This window comes from Microbacterium sp. HJ5 (genome assembly GCF_054824025.1).
In genome coordinates, this window is record NZ_JSYE01000003.1 from 31,779 (window position 1) to 49,754 (window position 17,976).

Annotated in this window: 14 protein-coding genes and 1 pseudogene; 6 read left to right on the forward strand and 9 right to left on the reverse strand. The window is 70.4% G+C overall.

The features are described 5' to 3' along the window. Window positions 1–6 precede the first annotated feature (6 nt). On the forward strand, window positions 7–1,440 hold the full coding sequence (locus tag OB08_RS00895) for a mechanosensitive ion channel domain-containing protein (RefSeq protein WP_461471156.1): 1,434 nt from the start codon (window positions 7–9) through the stop codon (window positions 1,438–1,440). A 58-nt stretch (window positions 1,441–1,498) separates the two neighbouring features. Continuing rightward, a complete protein-coding gene (locus OB08_RS00900) occupies window positions 1,499–2,350 on the forward strand; it encodes a tRNA pseudouridine synthase A (protein WP_461471158.1) in 852 nt (283 codons plus the stop codon). Window positions 2,351–2,380: 30 nt separating this feature from the next. Here OB08_RS00900 and OB08_RS00905 read toward each other — a convergent pair whose 3' ends face one another. Together OB08_RS00905 and OB08_RS00910 are read right to left on the reverse strand one after the other, a co-directional pair. Next, the gene (locus OB08_RS00905; protein WP_461471160.1) at window positions 2,381–3,556 is read right to left on the reverse strand and encodes a nucleotidyl cyclase domain-containing protein; all 1,176 of its coding nucleotides are present in this window, start codon (window positions 3,554–3,556) and stop codon (window positions 2,381–2,383) included. Further along, window positions 3,553–5,208 carry a sensor histidine kinase gene (locus OB08_RS00910; protein ID WP_461471162.1) on the reverse strand — a complete coding sequence of 552 codons (1,656 nt, stop codon included), beginning with the start codon at window positions 5,206–5,208 and terminating at the stop codon, window positions 3,553–3,555. Before OB08_RS00910 ends, OB08_RS00905 begins: the two co-directional genes overlap by 4 nt. A gap of 179 nt (window positions 5,209–5,387) precedes the next feature. Here OB08_RS00910 and OB08_RS00915 point away from each other — a divergent pair, with 179 nt between their 5' ends. Then, entirely contained in the window at window positions 5,388–6,062 is a 675-nt protein-coding gene (locus tag OB08_RS00915; RefSeq protein ID WP_461471164.1) for a glycosyltransferase, read from the forward strand. 105 nt (window positions 6,063–6,167) lie between these two features. Here the strand turns inward: OB08_RS00915 and OB08_RS00920 are convergent, their stop codons facing one another. Further along, the gene (locus tag OB08_RS00920; protein WP_461471166.1) at window positions 6,168–7,079 is read right to left on the reverse strand and encodes a response regulator transcription factor; all 912 of its coding nucleotides are present in this window, start codon (window positions 7,077–7,079) and stop codon (window positions 6,168–6,170) included. Window positions 7,080–7,319: 240 nt separating this feature from the next. On the opposite strand from OB08_RS00920, the gene OB08_RS00925 reads away from it, so the two are divergent. After that, window positions 7,320–8,033, forward strand: a complete 714-nt coding sequence (locus tag OB08_RS00925) for an endonuclease/exonuclease/phosphatase family protein (RefSeq protein WP_461471168.1) — start codon at window positions 7,320–7,322, stop codon at window positions 8,031–8,033. Between the two features lie 299 nt (window positions 8,034–8,332). Here OB08_RS00925 and OB08_RS00930 read toward each other — a convergent pair whose 3' ends face one another. From OB08_RS00930 to OB08_RS00955, 6 genes and pseudogenes are all read right to left on the reverse strand, one after another. After that, window positions 8,333–9,733: a UDP-glucose dehydrogenase family protein gene (locus tag OB08_RS00930; protein ID WP_461471170.1), complete on the reverse strand. Its 1,401-nt coding sequence runs from the start codon at window positions 9,731–9,733 to the stop codon at window positions 8,333–8,335. A gap of 60 nt (window positions 9,734–9,793) precedes the next feature. Continuing rightward, complete coding sequence (locus OB08_RS00935) at window positions 9,794–10,936, reverse strand: right-handed parallel beta-helix repeat-containing protein (protein WP_461471172.1); 1,143 nt, start codon at window positions 10,934–10,936, stop codon at window positions 9,794–9,796. Then, a complete protein-coding gene (locus OB08_RS00940; RefSeq protein ID WP_461471174.1) occupies window positions 10,933–12,858 on the reverse strand; it encodes a right-handed parallel beta-helix repeat-containing protein in 1,926 nt (641 codons plus the stop codon). Before OB08_RS00940 ends, OB08_RS00935 begins: the two co-directional genes overlap by 4 nt. After that, the gene (locus tag OB08_RS00945) at window positions 12,858–14,201 is read right to left on the reverse strand and encodes a glycosyltransferase (protein WP_461471176.1); all 1,344 of its coding nucleotides are present in this window, start codon (window positions 14,199–14,201) and stop codon (window positions 12,858–12,860) included. The genes OB08_RS00940 and OB08_RS00945 overlap by 1 nt, the downstream gene beginning before the upstream one ends. A 320-nt stretch (window positions 14,202–14,521) precedes the next feature. After that, window positions 14,522–15,825, reverse strand: a pseudogene (locus OB08_RS00950) (UDP-glucose dehydrogenase family protein). An 87-nt stretch (window positions 15,826–15,912) separates the two neighbouring features. Further along, window positions 15,913–16,803, reverse strand: coding sequence for a hypothetical protein (locus OB08_RS00955; RefSeq protein WP_461471178.1), 891 nt, complete (start codon window positions 16,801–16,803; stop codon window positions 15,913–15,915). A 219-nt stretch (window positions 16,804–17,022) separates the two neighbouring features. Here OB08_RS00955 and rplM point away from each other — a divergent pair, with 219 nt between their 5' ends. Continuing rightward, window positions 17,023–17,469, forward strand: a complete 447-nt coding sequence (gene rplM, locus OB08_RS00960; protein ID WP_461471180.1) for a 50S ribosomal protein L13 — start codon at window positions 17,023–17,025, stop codon at window positions 17,467–17,469. A gap of 26 nt (window positions 17,470–17,495) precedes the next feature. Continuing rightward, on the forward strand, window positions 17,496–17,972 hold the full coding sequence (rpsI, locus tag OB08_RS00965; RefSeq protein WP_461471182.1) for a 30S ribosomal protein S9: 477 nt from the start codon (window positions 17,496–17,498) through the stop codon (window positions 17,970–17,972). Window positions 17,973–17,976: the final 4 nt, after the last annotated feature.

Below are 17,976 nucleotides of genomic sequence, written 5' to 3' on the forward strand. Positions count from 1 at the left end.
CATCCGATGGCCGACATCGTCTCGCAGCCGTGGTTCTGGCCCGCCGTCATCGTGTCGGTGGGGCTGCCCCTGGCGCTCATCGGCCTGACGGAGCTGCACAACGCGCTTGCGCGGCGTGGGAGCAGGGCCGCTCCCATCGTGCTGATGGTGCGCAACTATCTCGTGCCGGTTGCGGGGATCCTGGTGCTCATCAGCCAGCCGGGCGCGTGGCAGGGCGAGGGCACCTGGCCGAGGGTCGTCTGGACGGTCTTCGGCCTGCTCGTGATCGTCGTGACGATCAACGCGATCAACCACCTCGTGTTCCACCGCGCAGAGAAGGGGTCGTGGCGCGACCGCTTCCCGACGATCTTCAGCGATCTGATCCGGTTCGTGTTCATCATCCTCGGCGTCGCCGCGGTGTTCTGGTGGGTGTGGGGCGCCGACGTCGCCGGCGTCTTCGCCGCCCTCGGCGTCACGTCGATCGTGGTCGGCCTCGCCCTGCAGAACGCCGTCGGGTCAATCGTCTCGGGGCTGTTCCTCATCTTCGAGGCGCCGTTCGAGCTGGGCGACTGGATCGAGACGGGCGGCACGCGCGGTCAGATCGTCGAGGTCAACTGGCGTGCGGTGCACCTCGACACCGGCAACGGCATCGTGGTGATGCCGACCGCCGAGCTGGCCGATGGATCGTTCGTGAACCTTTCGCGCAACCCCGACCCCTACGCCGCGGTGTTCGAGCTCGAGTTCGGCAGCGACGATCCGCCCGGTCGCGTGCGCGAGCTCCTCGTGGCCGTGGCGCGCGACATCCCGCTCATCGCGCCCGACCGCGACGCGACGGCCGCCACGCTCACCGGCGGGAAGTACTCGGTCGCGATCCCGCTCCGCAATCCCGGAGACCGGCCCGCCGTGCTCGACACCTTCGCGACGCGCGTCTGGTACGCCGCCCGCCGGGCCGAGCTGCACCTGGACGGCGACCTCACCGACGACTGGCGCACCCCCGCCCGGCTGCAGGACGCGCTGCGCCAGATCTCGCCCACGCTGAGCCTCAAGCCGGGAGAGACGGACGCGCTCGCCGCGCATGCGCGCCTCGAGCGATACTGCGCCGGCGAGTCGATCCTGCGGCCCGGCACCGTGCCCACCGAGACCAGGTTCATCCTCAGGGGGAGCGTCATGCTGGGCATCCCCACCGAGGAGGACGGCTTCGTGCAGGTGACGCTGCTCGGTCCTGACGACGCCGTGGGGCTGACCGCGCTGTCGCGCTCGCAGACCATCTCGCGCGCGGTGGCGGTGAGCGAGGTCGACGTCGTCGTGCTCCCGGTCGGCGTGCTCGACGAGATCGTGCGCATGCACCCGGTGGTCGCCCGCGAGATCGTGCGCGAGAGCGAGAATCGCACGCGCCTCGCGCGGATGGCGCTGCAGGCCGCGGGTGAGTACCTGCCGCACGGCCGCAGCGTCCTGGGCTGACCCCCCCCGCGGACGCCAGGACGCCGGCGCGGCCCGGGCGTCGCCGTATGCTGGGGCGGTGCGGATCCGGCTCGACATCGCCTACGACGGCACGCACTTCCGGGGCTGGGCCCGTCAGCCCGGCCTGAGAACGGTGCAGGAGACCCTCGAGGGAGCGCTCGGCCGCGTGCTCGGAGGCGCTCCCCGACTCGTCGTCGCCGGGCGAACGGATGCCGGTGTGCACGCCACCGGGCAGGTCGCCCACGTCGACCTCGACGACCTGCAGCGGGAGCGGCTGCTCGCGCGCCGACCGCGAGCGGGCGCTGCGGAGCACGATCCGGTGGCTGCGCTCGCCGCGCGACTCACGGGCGTCGTGGGGGCCTACTCCGACGTGGTCGTCACCCGCACCGCACCGGCGGCCGCGGGCTTCGACGCGCGCTTCTCGGCGGTGTGGCGACGCTACGAGTACCGCATCGCCGACGCGGTGTCCGGCTATGATCCGCTCGAGCGGCACCGCACCACGACCGTGCGCACCGCTCTCGATGCAGGGGCGATGGATGCCGCGGCCCGCGCCCTCATCGGACTCCACGACTTCGCGGCCTACTGCAAGCCGCGCGAGGAGGCCACGACGATCCGCACGCTGCTCGAGTTCGACTGGCGCCGCGATCGCGACGGCGTGCTCCTGGCCAATGTCAAGGCCGACGCCTTCTGCCACAGCATGGTGCGAGCCCTGGTCGGCGGCTGCGTCGCCGTGGGCGAAGGGCGGCTCGACGCCGAGGACGTCGTCGACATCCGCGACGGACGCGAGCGCGTGCCCGAGGTGAAGGTGCTCGCCGCGCGTGGCCTCACGCTCACGGCCGTCGGCTATCCGTCCGACGAGCTGCTCGCCCAGCGCGCCGAGCAGACGCGCGCGCGCCGGGACCCGGAGTGACTGCGCGCTGCAGCTCCTCGCCCGCCGCGATCAGGACCGCTGCAGGGGATTGAGCAGGCGGTCGGTGACGGTCACGCCGACCCGCTCCCATCGATCCCCGCCGTTCTCGCTGGCGAGCGTCGCCGCCTCGCGTGCCATGTAGAGGAGAGCGTCCAGGTCGTACCCGACGACCGACACGGGCGCCCAGCCGGCGCTCGCGGACGGCCGGATCGCCAGCTTCATGTCGACCTCGAGGCCCGAGATGCGCTCGAGCGCCGTGCGGAGATGGTCGCGGACGACGGCGTCACTGCGCGGAACGAGCACGACCGCGGTGCCCGGCGTCGGCGATCCCACGTCGGCCTCGGCGGGGAAGACGGCGCGCACGGCGTCGAGGAACCGTCGTGACAGGGCGGCGAGCACCGCGGGTCCGCCCATCTGGCGGAGCTCCGTGGCGTTGTCCAGGCGCAGGTAGACGATCGACCACGGCTCGGCCGACGCGCGCGCCCGTGCGAGACGGTCGGTCGCTGTGAGCTCGAACCGCTGCCACTCGGCGGGCACGGCGGAGGGGCGGGCGAACGGGGTGTCGCGGGTCGAGATGCCGACGACGGCCACGAGCGCGCACGCCGTGTACGCCAGCATGCCGATCGAGGTCACCAGCCTGACGAGGGCGAGGTCGTCGCCGGTCGTGGGCGGGAACAGGAAGCCGGCGACGGCGTTGGCGGTGCCGACGGCGAAGAAGGCGAGCGACATGACGGCGAAGGGGAGCGTCACCCGGTCGCGGCGGGCGGGCACCCGCACCCAGTCCCAGAAGAAGAGCCCTGCGAACACCGACGCCGCGAAGAACACCGCTCGATAGGCGGGACTGAACCAGGTCGTGTCGCCCGACGCCACGAGCAGCGCCGCGGAGATCACGCCGAGCGCCGGCCCGATCCACGGGAGCGAGCGCAGGCCCCACAGCGCGCGGAAACCCGACCAGAGCAGGGCGGGCGCGCCCATCAGCAGGCCGAGGAAGATCCTCCGGATCGTCTCGGAGCCGGTCACCTCGCCGGCGACGACGCCGAACGTCGACACCATCGCGAGGGCGAAGGCGAACGACCAGAGGAGCGTCGCGCGCGACGGCTTCGAGAGGAAGGCGACACCGATCGTCAGCATCGTCGCGAGGGTCGCGATGGCGGCTTGCGCGATGGCCAGGCCTGCGCCGGCGGTGATGTCGACGATGTCGTTCACGGTGCTCCATTCCCGCCCGGGGCACTCTCGGGGGCGAAGCGCGGCAGCCGCACCGTGACCGTCGTGCCCGAGCCGAGTTCGCTCTCGATCGTGAGGGTGCCGCCGTGCGCGGTGACGATCTCACGCGTGATCCCGAGCCCGAGGCCGGTCCCCGTCGCGGTGTCCTTGGCGGTGTCGGTGCGGAAGTACGGCGTCATGATGTTCGGCAGGTCCTCTTCGGAGATGCCGATGCCGGTGTCGGACACCGTGAGCGCCACGCTGTCGCCGTCGAGCGACCCCGCGATGCGCACGTCGCCGTCGCGCGGCGTGTACTTGATCGCGTTGCTGACGAGGTTGTCGATGACCTGTCGCATGCGGAAGCCGTCCGCCGTCGCCGGCAGCGCCTCGTGCACCTCGAGGTCGATCGCGACGTCGTGGGCGCTGGCTGTGGGCCGGAACGAGTCCACGGAGTCCAGCACGATCTGGCGCACGTCGATGTCGTCGTACGACTCGCGCCCGGCGAACGCCGTGCGCGAGGTCTTGAGCATGCTGGAGGTCATCTCGAGCACCCGTTCGCTGGCGCGCAGGATCGTCTCGAGCCGCTCACGGGTGCGCGGCGTGATGTCGTCGTCCTCGAGGGCGAGGTCGGCGTTGCCGATCATCACCGTCAGCGGGTGCTTCAGCTCGTGCGAGGCGATCGCGGAGAGCCGTTCGCGCTCGCGCTGGGCGTGCGTGATCGCCGTGACGTCGTGCGCGAGGAGGAGCATGCTGGCGTCCTCGCGGGCGGATCCGCTCAGGCGCTTCGAGCTCACCGACAGCACGCGCCACTCGCCGTCGCCGGTGAAGACCCACACGCGTGCGTCGGTGAAGAGCTCGCCCCGCGCGGCCCGGGCCAGCGGTCGCTCGGACAGCGGCACCGGCATCCCGCGCAATCCCGTGTACTCGACCGACTTGGCCGGAAGGCTCACGTCGAGCGGATCGAGGCCGTAGAGCCGCGCGTACGCGTCGTTGATCGTGAGGACCGTGCCCCCGAGCGACACGCGGGCCACCCCGGCGTCGACGCCGTTGAGGATCTCGTTCGTGCGCCGCTCCTGCTCGGACCGGCGGTCGAGGGTCTCGGCGAGCCGGCGGGCCTGGCGCTGCAGGAGGCGGCGCAGCGCCCTCATCTGCCGCATGGCGAGGTGGGCGGTGATCCCGATGAACGTGAGCGAGAGCAGCACGATGAAGATGCGCAGGGCGGCCGTGCTGCTGGGCGCGGTGGTGGAGTCGAACAGCAGGATGACGCCGACGAGAGAGAGGACGCCCGCGAGCACCGTCGCCGGGAAGTACATGGCGGCCCACATGACGGGGAACACCCACAGGAAGCCCAGGCGCAGCTCGGTGCTGCTGGCGACGAGTCCGATGGCGAGCGTGTCGAGGAACACGATCACCAGCACCGCGTCCTTCGGCAGCCGCGACCACGGCAGAGCGAGCGTCGCGATGGTGAGTGCGACGAGGGCCAGGATGCCGGCGACGAAGTTCCACTGCCCGAAGAGCTCCGGCTGCAGCGCCACGACGAGGACCGCGATGATCACGACGCTCGCCGCGAGCACCAGCTGCGTGAGCCAGATCGAGCGCGTGCGGGAGTCAGGCGCGCCGAGCGCCTTCTCTTCCGCTAGCCCCCCGGTAGCCATGGGAGCGAGTCTAGTGAGCGGCCCCCCGCTGCACGCGGCGACGCGGCGGGAGCGGGTTGTGGTCCCCTTGCGGGAACCTTGCGCAAGAAGCGAGCGGATGCCGCGTCCGTCCGGTGAGCGCCTTGCGGTCGGCCTGGCAACGTGGAACCCGTCAGCACGAATCGACCCGGAAGACCACCATGAGCGCCATCGGCACCCGCACCACCACCGACCCGGTGGTCCCGGCGGTCCTCGACGGCGCGCCGGTGAGCCGGTCCACCATCGGCTGCATCGTCCCGGCCTGCGACGACGAGGGATCGATCGCTGCGGTGCTCGACTCGCTGCTCGCGCAGACCCTCGTGCCCGACGTGATCCACGTCGTCGTCAGCAACACGTCCGACGCGACCGTCCGCGCCGCCTCGGAGTTCGCGGGCCCGCACGAGGTCGTCACCGAACTCGGCGAAGAGTTCACGGAGGTGTTCGTCCACGACATCGGCAAGAACCGCGACAGGAGGGCCGGCGCGCTGAACTACGGCTACACCTTGGTGGAAGGCCACGACTACCTGCTCGCCGTGGACGGCGACGCCATCGCCGACACCACTGCCGTCGCTGGTCTCGTGTCCGAAGCGATGGCCGCTCCGCGCATCGCCGGCGTCGCGGCCGCCGGCGGCGGCATGCTCGCGATCTTCTCGACCCGCGCCCTTCGCAACGTGATGACGCGCCACGACCGGTCGACGCCCTGGGCCGCAGACAGCGCGGACTCCGAGCCGCTGCTCGCCCTGCAGGTGGAGCGCGCCGGCTACGTGACGAGGATCAGCTCGCTCGTCCGCGAGGTGCACATATCCATCCGTCAGCAGAGCGGATCGAAGACCTGACGCAGAGGGGGTCGCGTCGGTGCGGGCTCTGGGGGCCCGTCTGGGGAGAGCGGTGGGGGTGTCCTTCGGGGGAAGGGGCACCCCCACCGTCGTCCGTCCGATGTCTCAGGCCTCGTCCGCCGTGAGCCGGTAGCCGACGCCCCTGACGGTCTCGATGTAGCGGGGGCTGGTGGGGCTGTCCCCGAGCTTGCGTCGCAGGTTCGTCATGTGCGCCTCGACAGCGCGTTTGTCGGCATCCCCGACGAAGTAGCTGGTGACGTACGACTCGCCCCGCAGGACCAGCGCCAGGTCGGCCTTGCTGCGCACACGCCGCTTGGACTCGAGCAGCGTGGCGAGCAGATCGAACTCGGTGCGTGTGAGGTCGAGGTCGTCGCCGTCCAGGAGGACGATCCGATTCTCGGGGTGCAGACGCAGATCGCGGTGCAGCAGCCAGTCGCCGTCAGGCGCGGTGTCGAGGGCTCGGCCCCCTGCGGCGGCCTCCGACCCGGGAAGGGACGCCGCGGATGTCGTCGGCTGGGGGTCGGCGAGGTCGGCGGGCTGCCGGTCGCTCGGTGGTGGAACGGTCGGGGGCTGTGCGCCGGAGGCGCTCGGTGCGGCGGTCTCCGGCACGAGGCCGGCGCCGGCGAGGGCACCCGCCCGCGCCCGCCGCAGCAGCGCGTCGACGCGGGCGCGCAGCTCACGCGGACGGAAGGGCTTCAACAGGTAGTCGTCGGCGCCGGCGCCGAGGCCCGCGACGACGTCCGCCTCATCCTGGAGGCCGGTGAGCATGATGATGTAGGTGTCGGACTGGGCCCTGATCCTCCGCGCGGCTTCGAAGCCGTCGATACCGGGCATGGTGACGTCGAGCGTCGTCAGCAGCGGCTTGTGGGCGAGGACCGCCCGAACGCCGTCCATGCCGTTGTCGGCCGAGACGGTCGAGAATCCGGCGGACTCGAGCACCTCGGAGAGGATGTGGCGGATCTCGGCGTCATCCTCGATGATGACCGCGGTCTGCACATCGTCGACGGTACTGCTCATTTCGGCGTCAGGCCTCTCTCGGCAAGAAATGTCAAGCGCCCCAGCGGCCGCCCCAACGACCGTCCGCGCGCGCCGGCGCGGTGCTCCGATGCTACACACCTGTTCTGTCCGGCGGCCCGGGATCACCCGGCGCGGGGGATCCGGAAGCTGTCGTCGTCACCTCCTGTTGGGCCATGAGCTTTCTGTGCGTTCCCGCCGGGTCGCGACGCGGACCCGGATCCCTCGTATCGTGGTCTCCACATGAAGGTCATCTCGTACAACCTGCGCAAGCACCGCGCCGCCGGCGAGCTCGCCCACCTGGTTGAGCGCCACGGCGCGGACGTGCTGTGCCTCCAGGAGGCCGACACGTCGGACCTTCCGGAGGTGATCTCGGGGCTGCGTCTGGCCGACTCGACGCAGCGCAACCGCCTGGGCCTCGCCGTCTACTACCGCGAGAACACGTACCGCGCGGTCGATGTCCGCGCGCTCGCGCTGAAGAAGTCGCTTCACGACCGCGTCCTCAAGCCTGCGGAGGAGCGACTGCTGGGGGTGCGCCTCCACGACATCGACGAGGGGCGGGAACTCATCGTCGCCTCGTTCCACGCGGCACCGCTGACCGCGCTGAACTCGCTGCGGCGGCACCAGATCCGCACGGCGCTCACCGAGCTGCAGAGCCTCGGCGACGGCATCCCGGCTCTCATGGTCGGCGACTACAACTACCCGGTCTTCAAGGAGCACCTCGGACAGAAGGTGCGCGAGCAGGGGTACGAGCTGAACCTCAGCGACTCGCGCACGTATACCCGCTACCGCTTCTTCCGGGGGCATTACGACTTCGCGACGTCGGTGGGGTTCGAGATCGACCGGGTGCGCACGCTCCCTCAGGGCCTCAGCGACCACCTGCCGATCCTCGTCACCGCCCGACCGGCTGCAGGCATCCGCCGCACGGTCGACGCGCCGCAGGCGGAAGCGTCCTGACGGGAGTCCGCCGGCGCGCCGCTCGCGGCCGAGCGTGAGGCGGTCCCCTCGCGGCGCCCGAAGACGCCACGAGGGGACCTCACCCGGCGTCGTCCCGGAGTGGGGGCTCTACAGAACTCCCCCCTCGTTGGGGGCGAGCGGGGATGACGACGACGGGTGTCCGATGGCCGCGGTTCGAGGCGCGCGGCATGCGATGCGCTGCCGGGACCGGCACTCCCGATAAGTGTCGGTCCCGGCAGAACTCTGTGGCGGGCCGGCCGCGGCGGGGGAGGGGATGCCGCGGCCGGCCCGGGGACGGGTCAGGCGACCGCGTCCTTCTCGTGGTCGATCAACACAGATGTGTCGACCACTGCCGGGCGCCCCAGCGCCCGGTATTCCCAGCCGGCCTTGCGATAGGCGGTGGCGTCGAGGGCATGACGGCCGTCCACGATCCGCTTCTGGGCGACGAGCTCGCCGAGGAGGGTCGGGTCGGCACGGCGGAACTGGTCCCACTCGGTGAGCAGCACGGTGACCTCGGCGCCGCGGACGCACTTGCCCATGTTCTCGGCGTAGTCGAGGTCGGGGTACGCGCGGTGGGCGTTGGCGATCGCCTCCGGGTCGTACACCGTGACCTTGGCGCCCTCGAGGTAGAGCATGCGGGCGACATCGAGCGCCGGCGCGTCGCGGACGTCGTCGGAGTTCGGCTTGAAGGCCGCTCCGAGCGCCGCCACGCGGACGCCGCGCAGGTCTCCGCCGGCGAGCTCGCGCACGAGGTCGACCGTGCGGGCGCGGCGGCGGAGGTTGATCTGGTCGACCTCGCCGAGGAACTCCACGGCTGCTCCGACCCCGAGCTCGGCCGCGCGGTGACGGAAGGCGCGGATGTCCTTCGGGAGGCAGCCCCCGCCGAAGCCGAGGCCCGGCTTGAGGAACCGCCCGCCGATGCGGTCGTCGTAGCTCAGCGCCCGAGCGAGCAGGCTCACGTCGGCGCCGGTCGCCTCGCACACCTCGGCCATCGCGTTGATGTACGAGATCTTCGTGGCCAGGTACGAGTTGGCGGCGACCTTGACGAGCTCGGCCGTCGCGGTGTCTGCGACGACGACGGGGACGCCGTCGGCCAGCAGGGGGGCGAACGCGTCACGCAGCATCCGCTCCGCCCATTCGCTCTGCACGCCGAAGACGAGACGGTCGGGGTGGAGCGTGTCCTCGACGGCGAAGCCCTCGCGGAGGAACTCCGGGTTCCACGCCAGCTCGAGCTCGGCGCCGATCGGGGAGACGCTCTGGACAAGCTGCGTCAGGCGGGCCGCGGTTCCGATCGGCACGGTCGACTTGCCGACGAGGAGGGCCTTGCGGGTGATGCGCCGCGCCAGCTCGGTGAACGCAGAGTCCACGAAGCGCAGGTCCGCCGCCTCGGAACCCTGCTGCTGGGGCGTGCCGACGCAGATGAAGTGCACGTCGCCGAACGCGGCGGCCTCATCGAAGTCGGTGGTGAAGCGCAGGCGCCCCGTCTGCAGCACCTCGGCCAGCTTCTCGGGCAGTCCGGGCTCGTAGAACGGGACCTGGCCTGCGGCGAGGGCATCGATCTTCTTCTGATCGACGTCGACGCCGAGCACGTCGTAGCCGAGGACGGCCATGCAGATCGCGTGGGTCGCACCGAGGTAGCCGGTGCCGATGACGGTCATACGGGGACGGCGGTCGTCGACCCCGGGGCGGTTCGCTGTCATGCGAGTCTCCTTGCTGGAACGCGGGAATGGTGGACAGCGCCGATCGGGACGGCGGGTTTCTCAGCGGCAGTCGACATTGGAGTACCCTTCGCCTGCTTCAGAGACCTTGTTGTCGCACGCGACGACGTTGTCGCGTTCGGGAGTGAGTGAGAACCCGAAGCCGGGTCCGTTGACGTCGGCGGTGTTGCCGCGGAACACGTTGCCCGTTCCCCAGCCGCCGTTGCCGATCTCGTGGGTCTGGAAACCGTCGAGCGGCGAGTTGACGCCCCGGTTGTCCTCGATGACCCATCCGTTGCCCTTGACGTCGACCCACGAGTCGGCGCCGACGATCGCGGCACCGTCGAACGTGTTGCCGCGGACGATGCCCCCCGTCGTGCCCTCTTTGATGTCGATCGCCTCGGACGTCGTGCCGTGGATGTGGTTGTCCTGGATGACGTTGCGGTCCGAGTTGTCGGGCTCGCCGCCGGTGATCGTCTCCCAGTTGCTCTCGGCCGTGCCGATGTAGATGCCCTCGCCGAACTTCTCGCGCCGCAGGCCCGTGTCGCTCACGTCGTTGCCGACGATGAGGTTGTCGGTCGAGTGCTTGCGCAGATGGATCGCCTCGTCGCCGATGTGGAAGACCGTGAGACCCTCGATCGTCGAGCCGACGGTGCCGTCGGCCATCACGCCCTTCTGCCCGTTGGTGACCGAGAAGCCCTTGAGGTGCCAGTACCGAGCGCCGTCGAGGTGGAAGACGTAGTCGCCCTTCCAGTCGCCGCCGTCGAGCACGGCATCCGCAGGCCCGCACAGGGTGATCGGGTCGTCGTCCGTGCCCGAGACGGTGGCGACGAACTCGCCGACATAGGTTCCGGGCGCCATCTCGATGACGTCGCCCGGCTCGGCGTCCGCGAGCGCGGACGACAGCTCATCGGCGCTGCGCACCTCGACCGTGCTCGACGAGCAGTCGACCGGGGATGCCTGGCTGTCGGTGCCGGGCGTGGCCGGGATCGTGGCGGACGGCTGCTCCTCGTCGCTCGGCTCCGGCGTCTCGACCGGGGATTCCGTGCGTCCCGGCGATGAGGTCGGGTTCGCGCCGGCGTCGATCGGCCGGCTGCCCGCGGCGATGAGCGAGGCGATGCCCCACACGAGCAGGATCGTGACGGCGCCTGCGAGGAAAGAGAGGGCGGCGAGCAGCCAGGGACGCTCTGTCAGCTGGGTGATCATGCCGTCTGCCCCTCGCCGGTCGCGCGCGGAGCGCGCCCCAGCGCGGCGGGGTCGGCGACGCCCGCGGTGAGCTGGTCGAGCGAGCGGTGGGACTCGTACGGGTGACGGATCCCCTGGCGGTGCCGGCGGCTGCGCAGCCCCGTGAAGGCGGTGATCACGACGGCGAGGCCGAGCAGGATCCACATGACCGTGAGCGGCTGGAAGATGCTGCGCAGGATCACGTCCAGCGGCTTCGTGCCCTGCCATGCCTCGGTGTCGTTGTTCTCGACGACCGGCTCGATGCCGGCGCGGGCCACGTCGATCGCGCTCGGGCCGCGGCCCGACACGACGTTGTTGCTGATCGTGGACTCCTCGACGCCCCGGATGAGCGTGACGGCGTGGTTCCCGACGCCCGCGACGGTATTGCGGTCGATGAGTCCGGACGCGTCGCGCAGGAAGATGCCGACCGTCCCGCCCTCGACGCTGTTGCCCTGGATGGTCGCGCCCGTCACGCCGCCGCGGAGGGCGATGGCGTGCTCGTCGGAGTGCTCGACGATGTTGTCGGTGATGGTCACGCCGGTGACGGCATCCGCCACCACGATGCCCATCTGCTGGTCCGACACCGAGTTGCCGTCGATGACGAGGTTCTCGCCACCGACCACCTCGATGCCGTACCGTCCGTTGCCGCTGACGAGCGAGTTCGACACCGTGTTGTTGCCGTAGTCGCCGGTCGCGGTCCCGGTGGCGCTGGGACCGTCGGCGAGCGGGCCGCCCTCCAGACGGATGCCGTTGCGGCCGTTCTCACCGGCTGTGATGCGGTCCAGGATCACACCGGTGGCGGCGCGGGTCACGCTGACCCCGTCGACGCCGTTGTGCGACGCCGACGTGTTGTGCACGACGGTGTTGCTCACGCCGCGGTGGAGCACGAGACCGTCGACCAGGTTGTTGTCGAACGTGGAGTCGCGGATGTCGACGCCCTCCGCGCTCGTGATGAACATGCCGAACGCGTTGTCACGGCTGTGCACATCGTCGATCGCGGCCGAGACGTAGCTGTAGCCGCCGAGATCTGGCGCGAGGTTGAGCAGCTCCGCGCCGCCCGCCGGGTAGATGTCGGTCCCGTACACGGTCGGGCCCGCTTCGCTCTCGGTCTCCGTCTCGCGGTTCTGGTCCTCGTCGGCGGAGAGCGTCTCCGGCGCGGCGGTGCCGGTGAGCGAAACCCCGCCGGTGGACCCCGACCAGAAGCCCAGGTTGTGGAACTCGACGTGCGAGAAGGCGGCGTGACCGCCCGTGACCCGGAGGTACGCGCGTCCGTCCGCCGTGGTCGAGTCGACGACCTTGGCCACCGGGTCCCAGCTCGTCACCTCGACGCGCTTGTCGTCGGTGCCGCCGAACTTCAGGGCGCCGCCGATCGTGACGATCGAGACGAAGGCGTTGGGGGTCGACAGCATGTGCAGCACGAGCCCCTCCTCCGAGCTCAGCTGCAGGGTGGCGCCCTGTTCGACGACGATGTTCTCCGACAGCAGGTAGGAGCCGTCGGGCTGCCGCACGAACGTGCTCGGGGCGTACTCGAGAAGGTCGTCCAGCGTGTACGGCGCCTCGCGCCGGATCAGGACGAGCGTGTACGTGTTCCCCGTCACGAGGCGGTACGGCCGACCCTGGTTGACGTTCGTCCACCCTGCGGCGTTCGAGATCGCGCGAACGTCGATGAGACGGCGCTCCTCCGACGCGACCAGCTGTGCCTCGAGGGCCGCATCGCCCGGATACGGGTCGCCCTGGACGCCGCCGGTCTCCGGGACGGCCGCCCCGGCGGGCTCCGGCTCGACCGTCGGAGTCGGCGCCGGGGTCGTCGTCGCCGCGTGCGCGGCGAGCGGGACTGTCAGTGCAGCGGCGACGCCGAGCACGATGGCGGTGGCCGCGAGACGCGGCAGACGTGCGGCGCGCATCAGGCGGCCTCCGCCACGATCTCGCGACCCGCGGCGAACTGCGGCTCGGGCGTGAGCGTGCGCGCGGTCTGGCCGTCGCCGCCGATCTGGTCGGCGTGGCGGGTCAGCCAGCCCTGCTTGTTCATCGTGACGAACGCGTAGAGCTTGATGGGCAGCGCGATGAAGATGACGGTGAGCGTCACGACCGGCAGGAGGAAGATGTCCAGCGGGCGGCGCCGCAGGTGCGAGAACCCGCGGATGCCTCGGCCGATGAGCAGCCAGGCGACGGTCGCCCAGATGGCGATCGGCGTCGGCTCGAGCCGGCTGAAGATGATGTAGAAGACCGTCAGGCCCATCGTGACCGGCGTGAGCAGGATCTGCAGCACGGTGATCTTGGTCACGAACGGCGTCCGCCACAGCCAGCCCTTGAACATCGCGGTGAGATACGTGCGGTACGAGTTGCGGCTCCACCGGACGCGCTGCTTGACGAACGCGCGGAAGCTGGAGGGGAACATCGACAGCGCCTTCGCGGAGCGCTGGTGCACGGTCTTGTAGCCCGACGCGAGCACGAGCCACGTGAGCCGCCCGTCGTCGCCGGCGATGCACCGGCGCCCGAGGAAGAACTCGTTCTCGAGGTTGTCGACCACGGGGAGCACGGCCGCGCGACGGTAGACCGCGGTGCGACCCGAGATGATCGGCACGGCGCCGGCGGCTCCCATCGCGGGGACGTAGTTGTAGTAGCGCAGATCGACGAGCCAGTCGGCCACCCGGCGCCAGATGCTGGAGCCGCGCTGGTACACGTTCTGCTGCGTGCTCACGCCGCCGACCAGGGGGTCGATGAAGGGCTTCTGCACGTTGTCGAGCAGTCCGCGGGTCCACGACGTGTCGGAGTCGGTGAGCACCAGGATCTCGCTGGTCGCCTCGCGGATCCCGACGCCCAGCGCGGAGCGCTTGCCGGCGTGGTGGAAGAGGATCGGCTTGATCCGCGGGTCCTCGAGCGCGACGATCCGGTCGTACGCCTCGAGGTCGGCGACATCGAGCACGATGATGATCTCGGTCGGGTTCTGGCCACGCCAGGTGTCCAGGCAGCGCATCAGGATGTCGGGGTCCTCGTGGTACGAGGGGACGATCACCGAGGTGGTTGTCCGGTAATCGCTCTCGATCGGCTTGACCCGCGCCGAGAGGATGACGCGGTAGAGCCAGAGTCCCCACACGATCGTGCCTGCGACGGCGAGCGGGAAGTACGGAGCGACGGTGTTCCACAGGTCGCCCAGCGAGTACCAGCTGAAGCTCGGAGCGGTGGATGTCGAAGAAGCGCCGGAAACGGCGGAAAAAGCGGTCGAGAAAGTCGTGCCAGGAAGCATGTGAACCCCAAATTCGCGATGCTGGAACGCGACCGGAGCCGCGCAGGAAGAGGGTCGCCCACAGAGAGCGCGCGACCAGTCGAGCCGCTACGGCGAGGCCCCCAGATGACAGCACATGGACCATCCCAGTCAGCGCTCGCAGTATCGGGGCTGCGAGTGCCGTCGGTCCGGCTGTCCGGATAACCGTGGCATACCCTGACGCAAACGATCAACAGTTATTACGCGAACTCACGAATCGTTTACCTGCCCGACACATCCGAAACATGCCGGAAACAATCGGAGCGCGCTCCCGGGTCAGGCTGTGCGCGCTGAGGACGCGATCAGGGCCGACCCATTCCGAGGTACGTCCAGCCCGCGGCTCGCCAGGCCCGGGCGTCCCATCCGTTGCGTCCGTCCACCACCACGCGGCCGTCGGTGAGAGAGGCCGCGTGCGCGGGATCCAGCTCCCGCCGGTAATGGTCCCACTCGGTGACCAGCACGATGGCGTCGGCCCCGCGGAGGGCGTCGTCGCGATCGTCCACATACGTCAGCTGGGGATGCTCCCGTCGCGCGTTGTCGAGTGCGGCGGGGTCGGTCACCGTCACGTGCGCACCGAGTCCGCGGAGCCGGATGGCGACGTCGAGGGCCGGCGAGTCCCGGATGTCGTCACTGAAGGGCTTGAAGGCCGCGCCGAGGAGCGTCACGCGCTTCTCGAAGACCGATCCGCCGAGGCCGTCGACCACCAGGTCGACCGCTCGCTCGCGGCGGCGGAGGTTCACCGCGTCCACCTCGCGGAGGAAGCCCACCGCGTCTCCGCGTCCGAGCTCCTCGGCACGCGCCGCGAACGCGCGGATGTCCTTCGGGAGGCAGCCGCCCCCGAACCCGATCCCGGCGCCGAGGAAGCGCCGGCCGATGCGCGCATCGTGGCCGAGCGCGTCGGCGAGCTGGGTGACGTCCGCGCGGTGACCTCGGCGATCTCGGCCATGGCGTTGATGAAAGAGATCTTGGTCGCGAGGAAGGCGTTGGCGGCCACCTTCACGAGCTCGGCGGTGGCCCAGTCGGTGACGATGAAGGGTGTGCCGGCGTCGACCGCCGGACGATAGACCTCGCGCAGCGCGTCGACGGCGGCCGCGGCATCCGGTCCCGCACCGACCACCAGCCGGTCGGGCTCGATCGTGTCCTTGACGGCCCAGCCCTCCCGCAGGAACTCGGGGTTCCAGACGAGGGTCGCGCCCGTCCGCTCGATCCGGGGTGCGAGCCGCGCCGCGGTGCCGACGGGCACGGTCGACTTGCCCGCGACGATGTCTCCCGGACGCAGGTGCGGCGTGAGCGCGTCCACCGCCGCATCGACGTAGGTGAGGTCGGCGGCGTGCCCGCCCCGCTGCTGCGGCGTGCCCACCGCGAGGAAGTGCACCGCCGAGCCGGATGCCGCGGCCGGATCGGTGCTGAACCGGAGGCGACCTGAGCGCAGGCCGTCGCGGAGGAGCGGCTCGAGATGCGGCTCGAAGAACGGCGCGACCCCGCTCGAAAGTCGCGAGATCCTGCCGTCGTCGACGTCCACGCCGACGACGTCGTGACCGAGGGAGGCCATGGCGGAGGCGTGTACCGCTCCGAGGTAGCCGCAGCCGATCACCGAGAGGCGCAAGAAGCAGTTCTCCTGACCCGCGGCGATCTGCCGCTCGCTCCAGGGATACTCCGGCGCGGTGTCGTGCCGGGGGCGGGACGGCGACGCTCAGTCGGCGGGAGGGTGAACCGCCGCCATCAGCGTCGGGTCGTCCTCGCGCCACTTCTCGATTCCTTGCACGACCCAGAACGCGAAGAACAGGGCGAGGGCGGCGGCTTCGGCGAGCAGCACGATCGGCAGGCCGTGCGCGTCCGCCTGGGGGAGGAGCAGGACGTAGACCACGAGCACGCCGACGAGGGCGAGGGCGATCGCGACGTACAGCACGCGGTACACCGGCGCCGGCGGAGCGCCCCGGCGTGGGAAGGCGTTGATGATCGCGACCGCGGCGAAGAGCCCGAAGAATGCCGTCGTGGCGACGAAATGGCCCTGCGCGAGGAACGCCTCGCGAGCGAAGAGCCACGAGGCTCCGACGACGACGAGGACCGCCGTGGTGATCACGAGAGAGAAGCCGACCGCGGTCAGCGACACCTGCCGCAGCGCGACGAGCAGGAGGGCGACGAGGACGGTGAGCCCACCGACGATGAGGTACGTGATGACGCCGTTCGCGGCATCCGCTTCGAAGGCGGGGGGAAAGCAGCGGACGGTGCACGGCACGACCACATCGGGAACGGTCCCCGGCGCCAGCGTCGTCGGCACCAGGGCGATGAGCGGAGCGAACAGCGCGGCCGCGTCGAGGAGGGCGCGCTCCGTGCCCCGGCCGGACAGTGCGACGAGGGCGAGGGCGGCGGCGATGAGGGCGCCGACGAACGCGTTGCGCGCGGGGGTGTAGAAGTAGTCGCTCACCGAGGTCAGCCAGCCGACCGAGACCGACGCGACCGCGACGGAGGCGAAGATCGCGACGACCGTGCCGGCGATGGCGATCCGAAGATACCTGTAGGTGCGCTGGACCGAGGTCGACGGCGTGATCGCGGAACGGGCGGCCGGCGTCGGTGCGGACATGACGACGAGGATAGCGAGCAGGCGCGACGCCGCCGTCGATCCTTGGTTTGGCCAGGGCATTCGGATGCCGTAGACTCGACCTTTGGTGTGCGGCTCAGCTGACCCGGCACCACGAACGTGAGCCCTCCACTGGCGTGTTCGGCAAGGCCCTCGGCCTGGCGAACCACCCCGGAGTGGGATTCACGAACCTCTCCGTTCGATCAAGAAAGCAGCACTACTGTGACGCGCACTTACACCCCCAAGGCTGGCGAGACCCAGCGCGAGTGGCTGGTCATCGACGCAACCGACGTCGTCCTCGGCCGCCTCGCCTCGCACGCCGCCGCGCTCCTGCGCGGGAAGCACAAGCCGACCTTCGCGAACCACATCGACACCGGTGACTTCGTCATCATCGTCAACGCCGAGAAGGTGGCCCTCACCGGCCAGAAGCTCCAGAAGAAGATGGCGTACCGCCACTCGGGCTACCCGGGCGGCCTCACCGCCGTCTCGTACGAGGAGCTGCTCGAGAAGAACCCCGTCCGTGCTGTCGAGAAGGCCATCCGCGGCATGCTCCCCAAGAACAGCCTCGGACGTCAGCAGCTCTCGAAGCTGAAGGTCTACCGCGGCGCCGAGCACCCCCACTCGGCCCAGCAGCCCAAGACGTACACCCTCGACCAGGTCGCCCAGTAAGCACCGCAGAGAATAAGGACACACTCGTGGCGAACATCGAAGAACCCACCAGCTACTCGACCGAGACCCAGGTCGACGAGTCCGCTGCCGCTGCAGCCGAGCGCCCCGTGCTCTCGGTTCCCGGTTCGGCCGTCGGTCGCCGCAAGCAGGCCATCGCCCGCGTGCGCCTCATCCCCGGCTCGGGCGTCATCACCGTCAACGGCCGTGAGTTCGAGGACTACTTCCCGAACAAGCTGCACCAGCAGCTGATCACCGACCCGTTCACGGTGCTCAACCTCACCGGCGCCTACGACGTCATCGTGCGCATCTCCGGCGGCGGCCCCTCGGGCCAGGCCGGTGCCCTGCGCCTCGGCATCGCCCGCGCGCTGAACGAGATCGACGCCGAGAACAACCGCCCCGCCCTCAAGAAGGCCGGCTTCCTCTCGCGCGACGCCCGCGTCATCGAGCGCAAGAAGGCCGGTCTCAAGAAGGCCCGCAAGGCGCCTCAGTACTCGAAGCGCTGATCGG

Coding starts and splice junctions, on each gene's coding strand:
- OB08_RS00895 (WP_461471156.1), top strand. CDS start 7: ATGGCCGACATCGTCTCGCAGCCGTGGTTCTGGCCCGCCGTCATCGTG.
- OB08_RS00910 (WP_461471162.1), bottom strand. CDS start 5,208: ATGGCTACCGGGGGGCTAGCGGAAGAGAAGGCGCTCGGCGCGCCTGAC.
- OB08_RS00915 (WP_461471164.1), top strand. CDS start 5,388: ATGAGCGCCATCGGCACCCGCACCACCACCGACCCGGTGGTCCCGGCG.
- OB08_RS00920 (WP_461471166.1), bottom strand. CDS start 7,079: ATGAGCAGTACCGTCGACGATGTGCAGACCGCGGTCATCATCGAGGAT.
- OB08_RS00925 (WP_461471168.1), top strand. CDS start 7,320: ATGAAGGTCATCTCGTACAACCTGCGCAAGCACCGCGCCGCCGGCGAG.
- OB08_RS00930 (WP_461471170.1), bottom strand. CDS start 9,733: ATGACAGCGAACCGCCCCGGGGTCGACGACCGCCGTCCCCGTATGACC.
- OB08_RS00935 (WP_461471172.1), bottom strand. CDS start 10,936: ATGATCACCCAGCTGACAGAGCGTCCCTGGCTGCTCGCCGCCCTCTCT.
- OB08_RS00940 (WP_461471174.1), bottom strand. CDS start 12,858: ATGCGCGCCGCACGTCTGCCGCGTCTCGCGGCCACCGCCATCGTGCTC.
- OB08_RS00945 (WP_461471176.1), bottom strand. CDS start 14,201: ATGCTTCCTGGCACGACTTTCTCGACCGCTTTTTCCGCCGTTTCCGGC.
- OB08_RS00955 (WP_461471178.1), bottom strand. CDS start 16,803: ATGTCCGCACCGACGCCGGCCGCCCGTTCCGCGATCACGCCGTCGACC.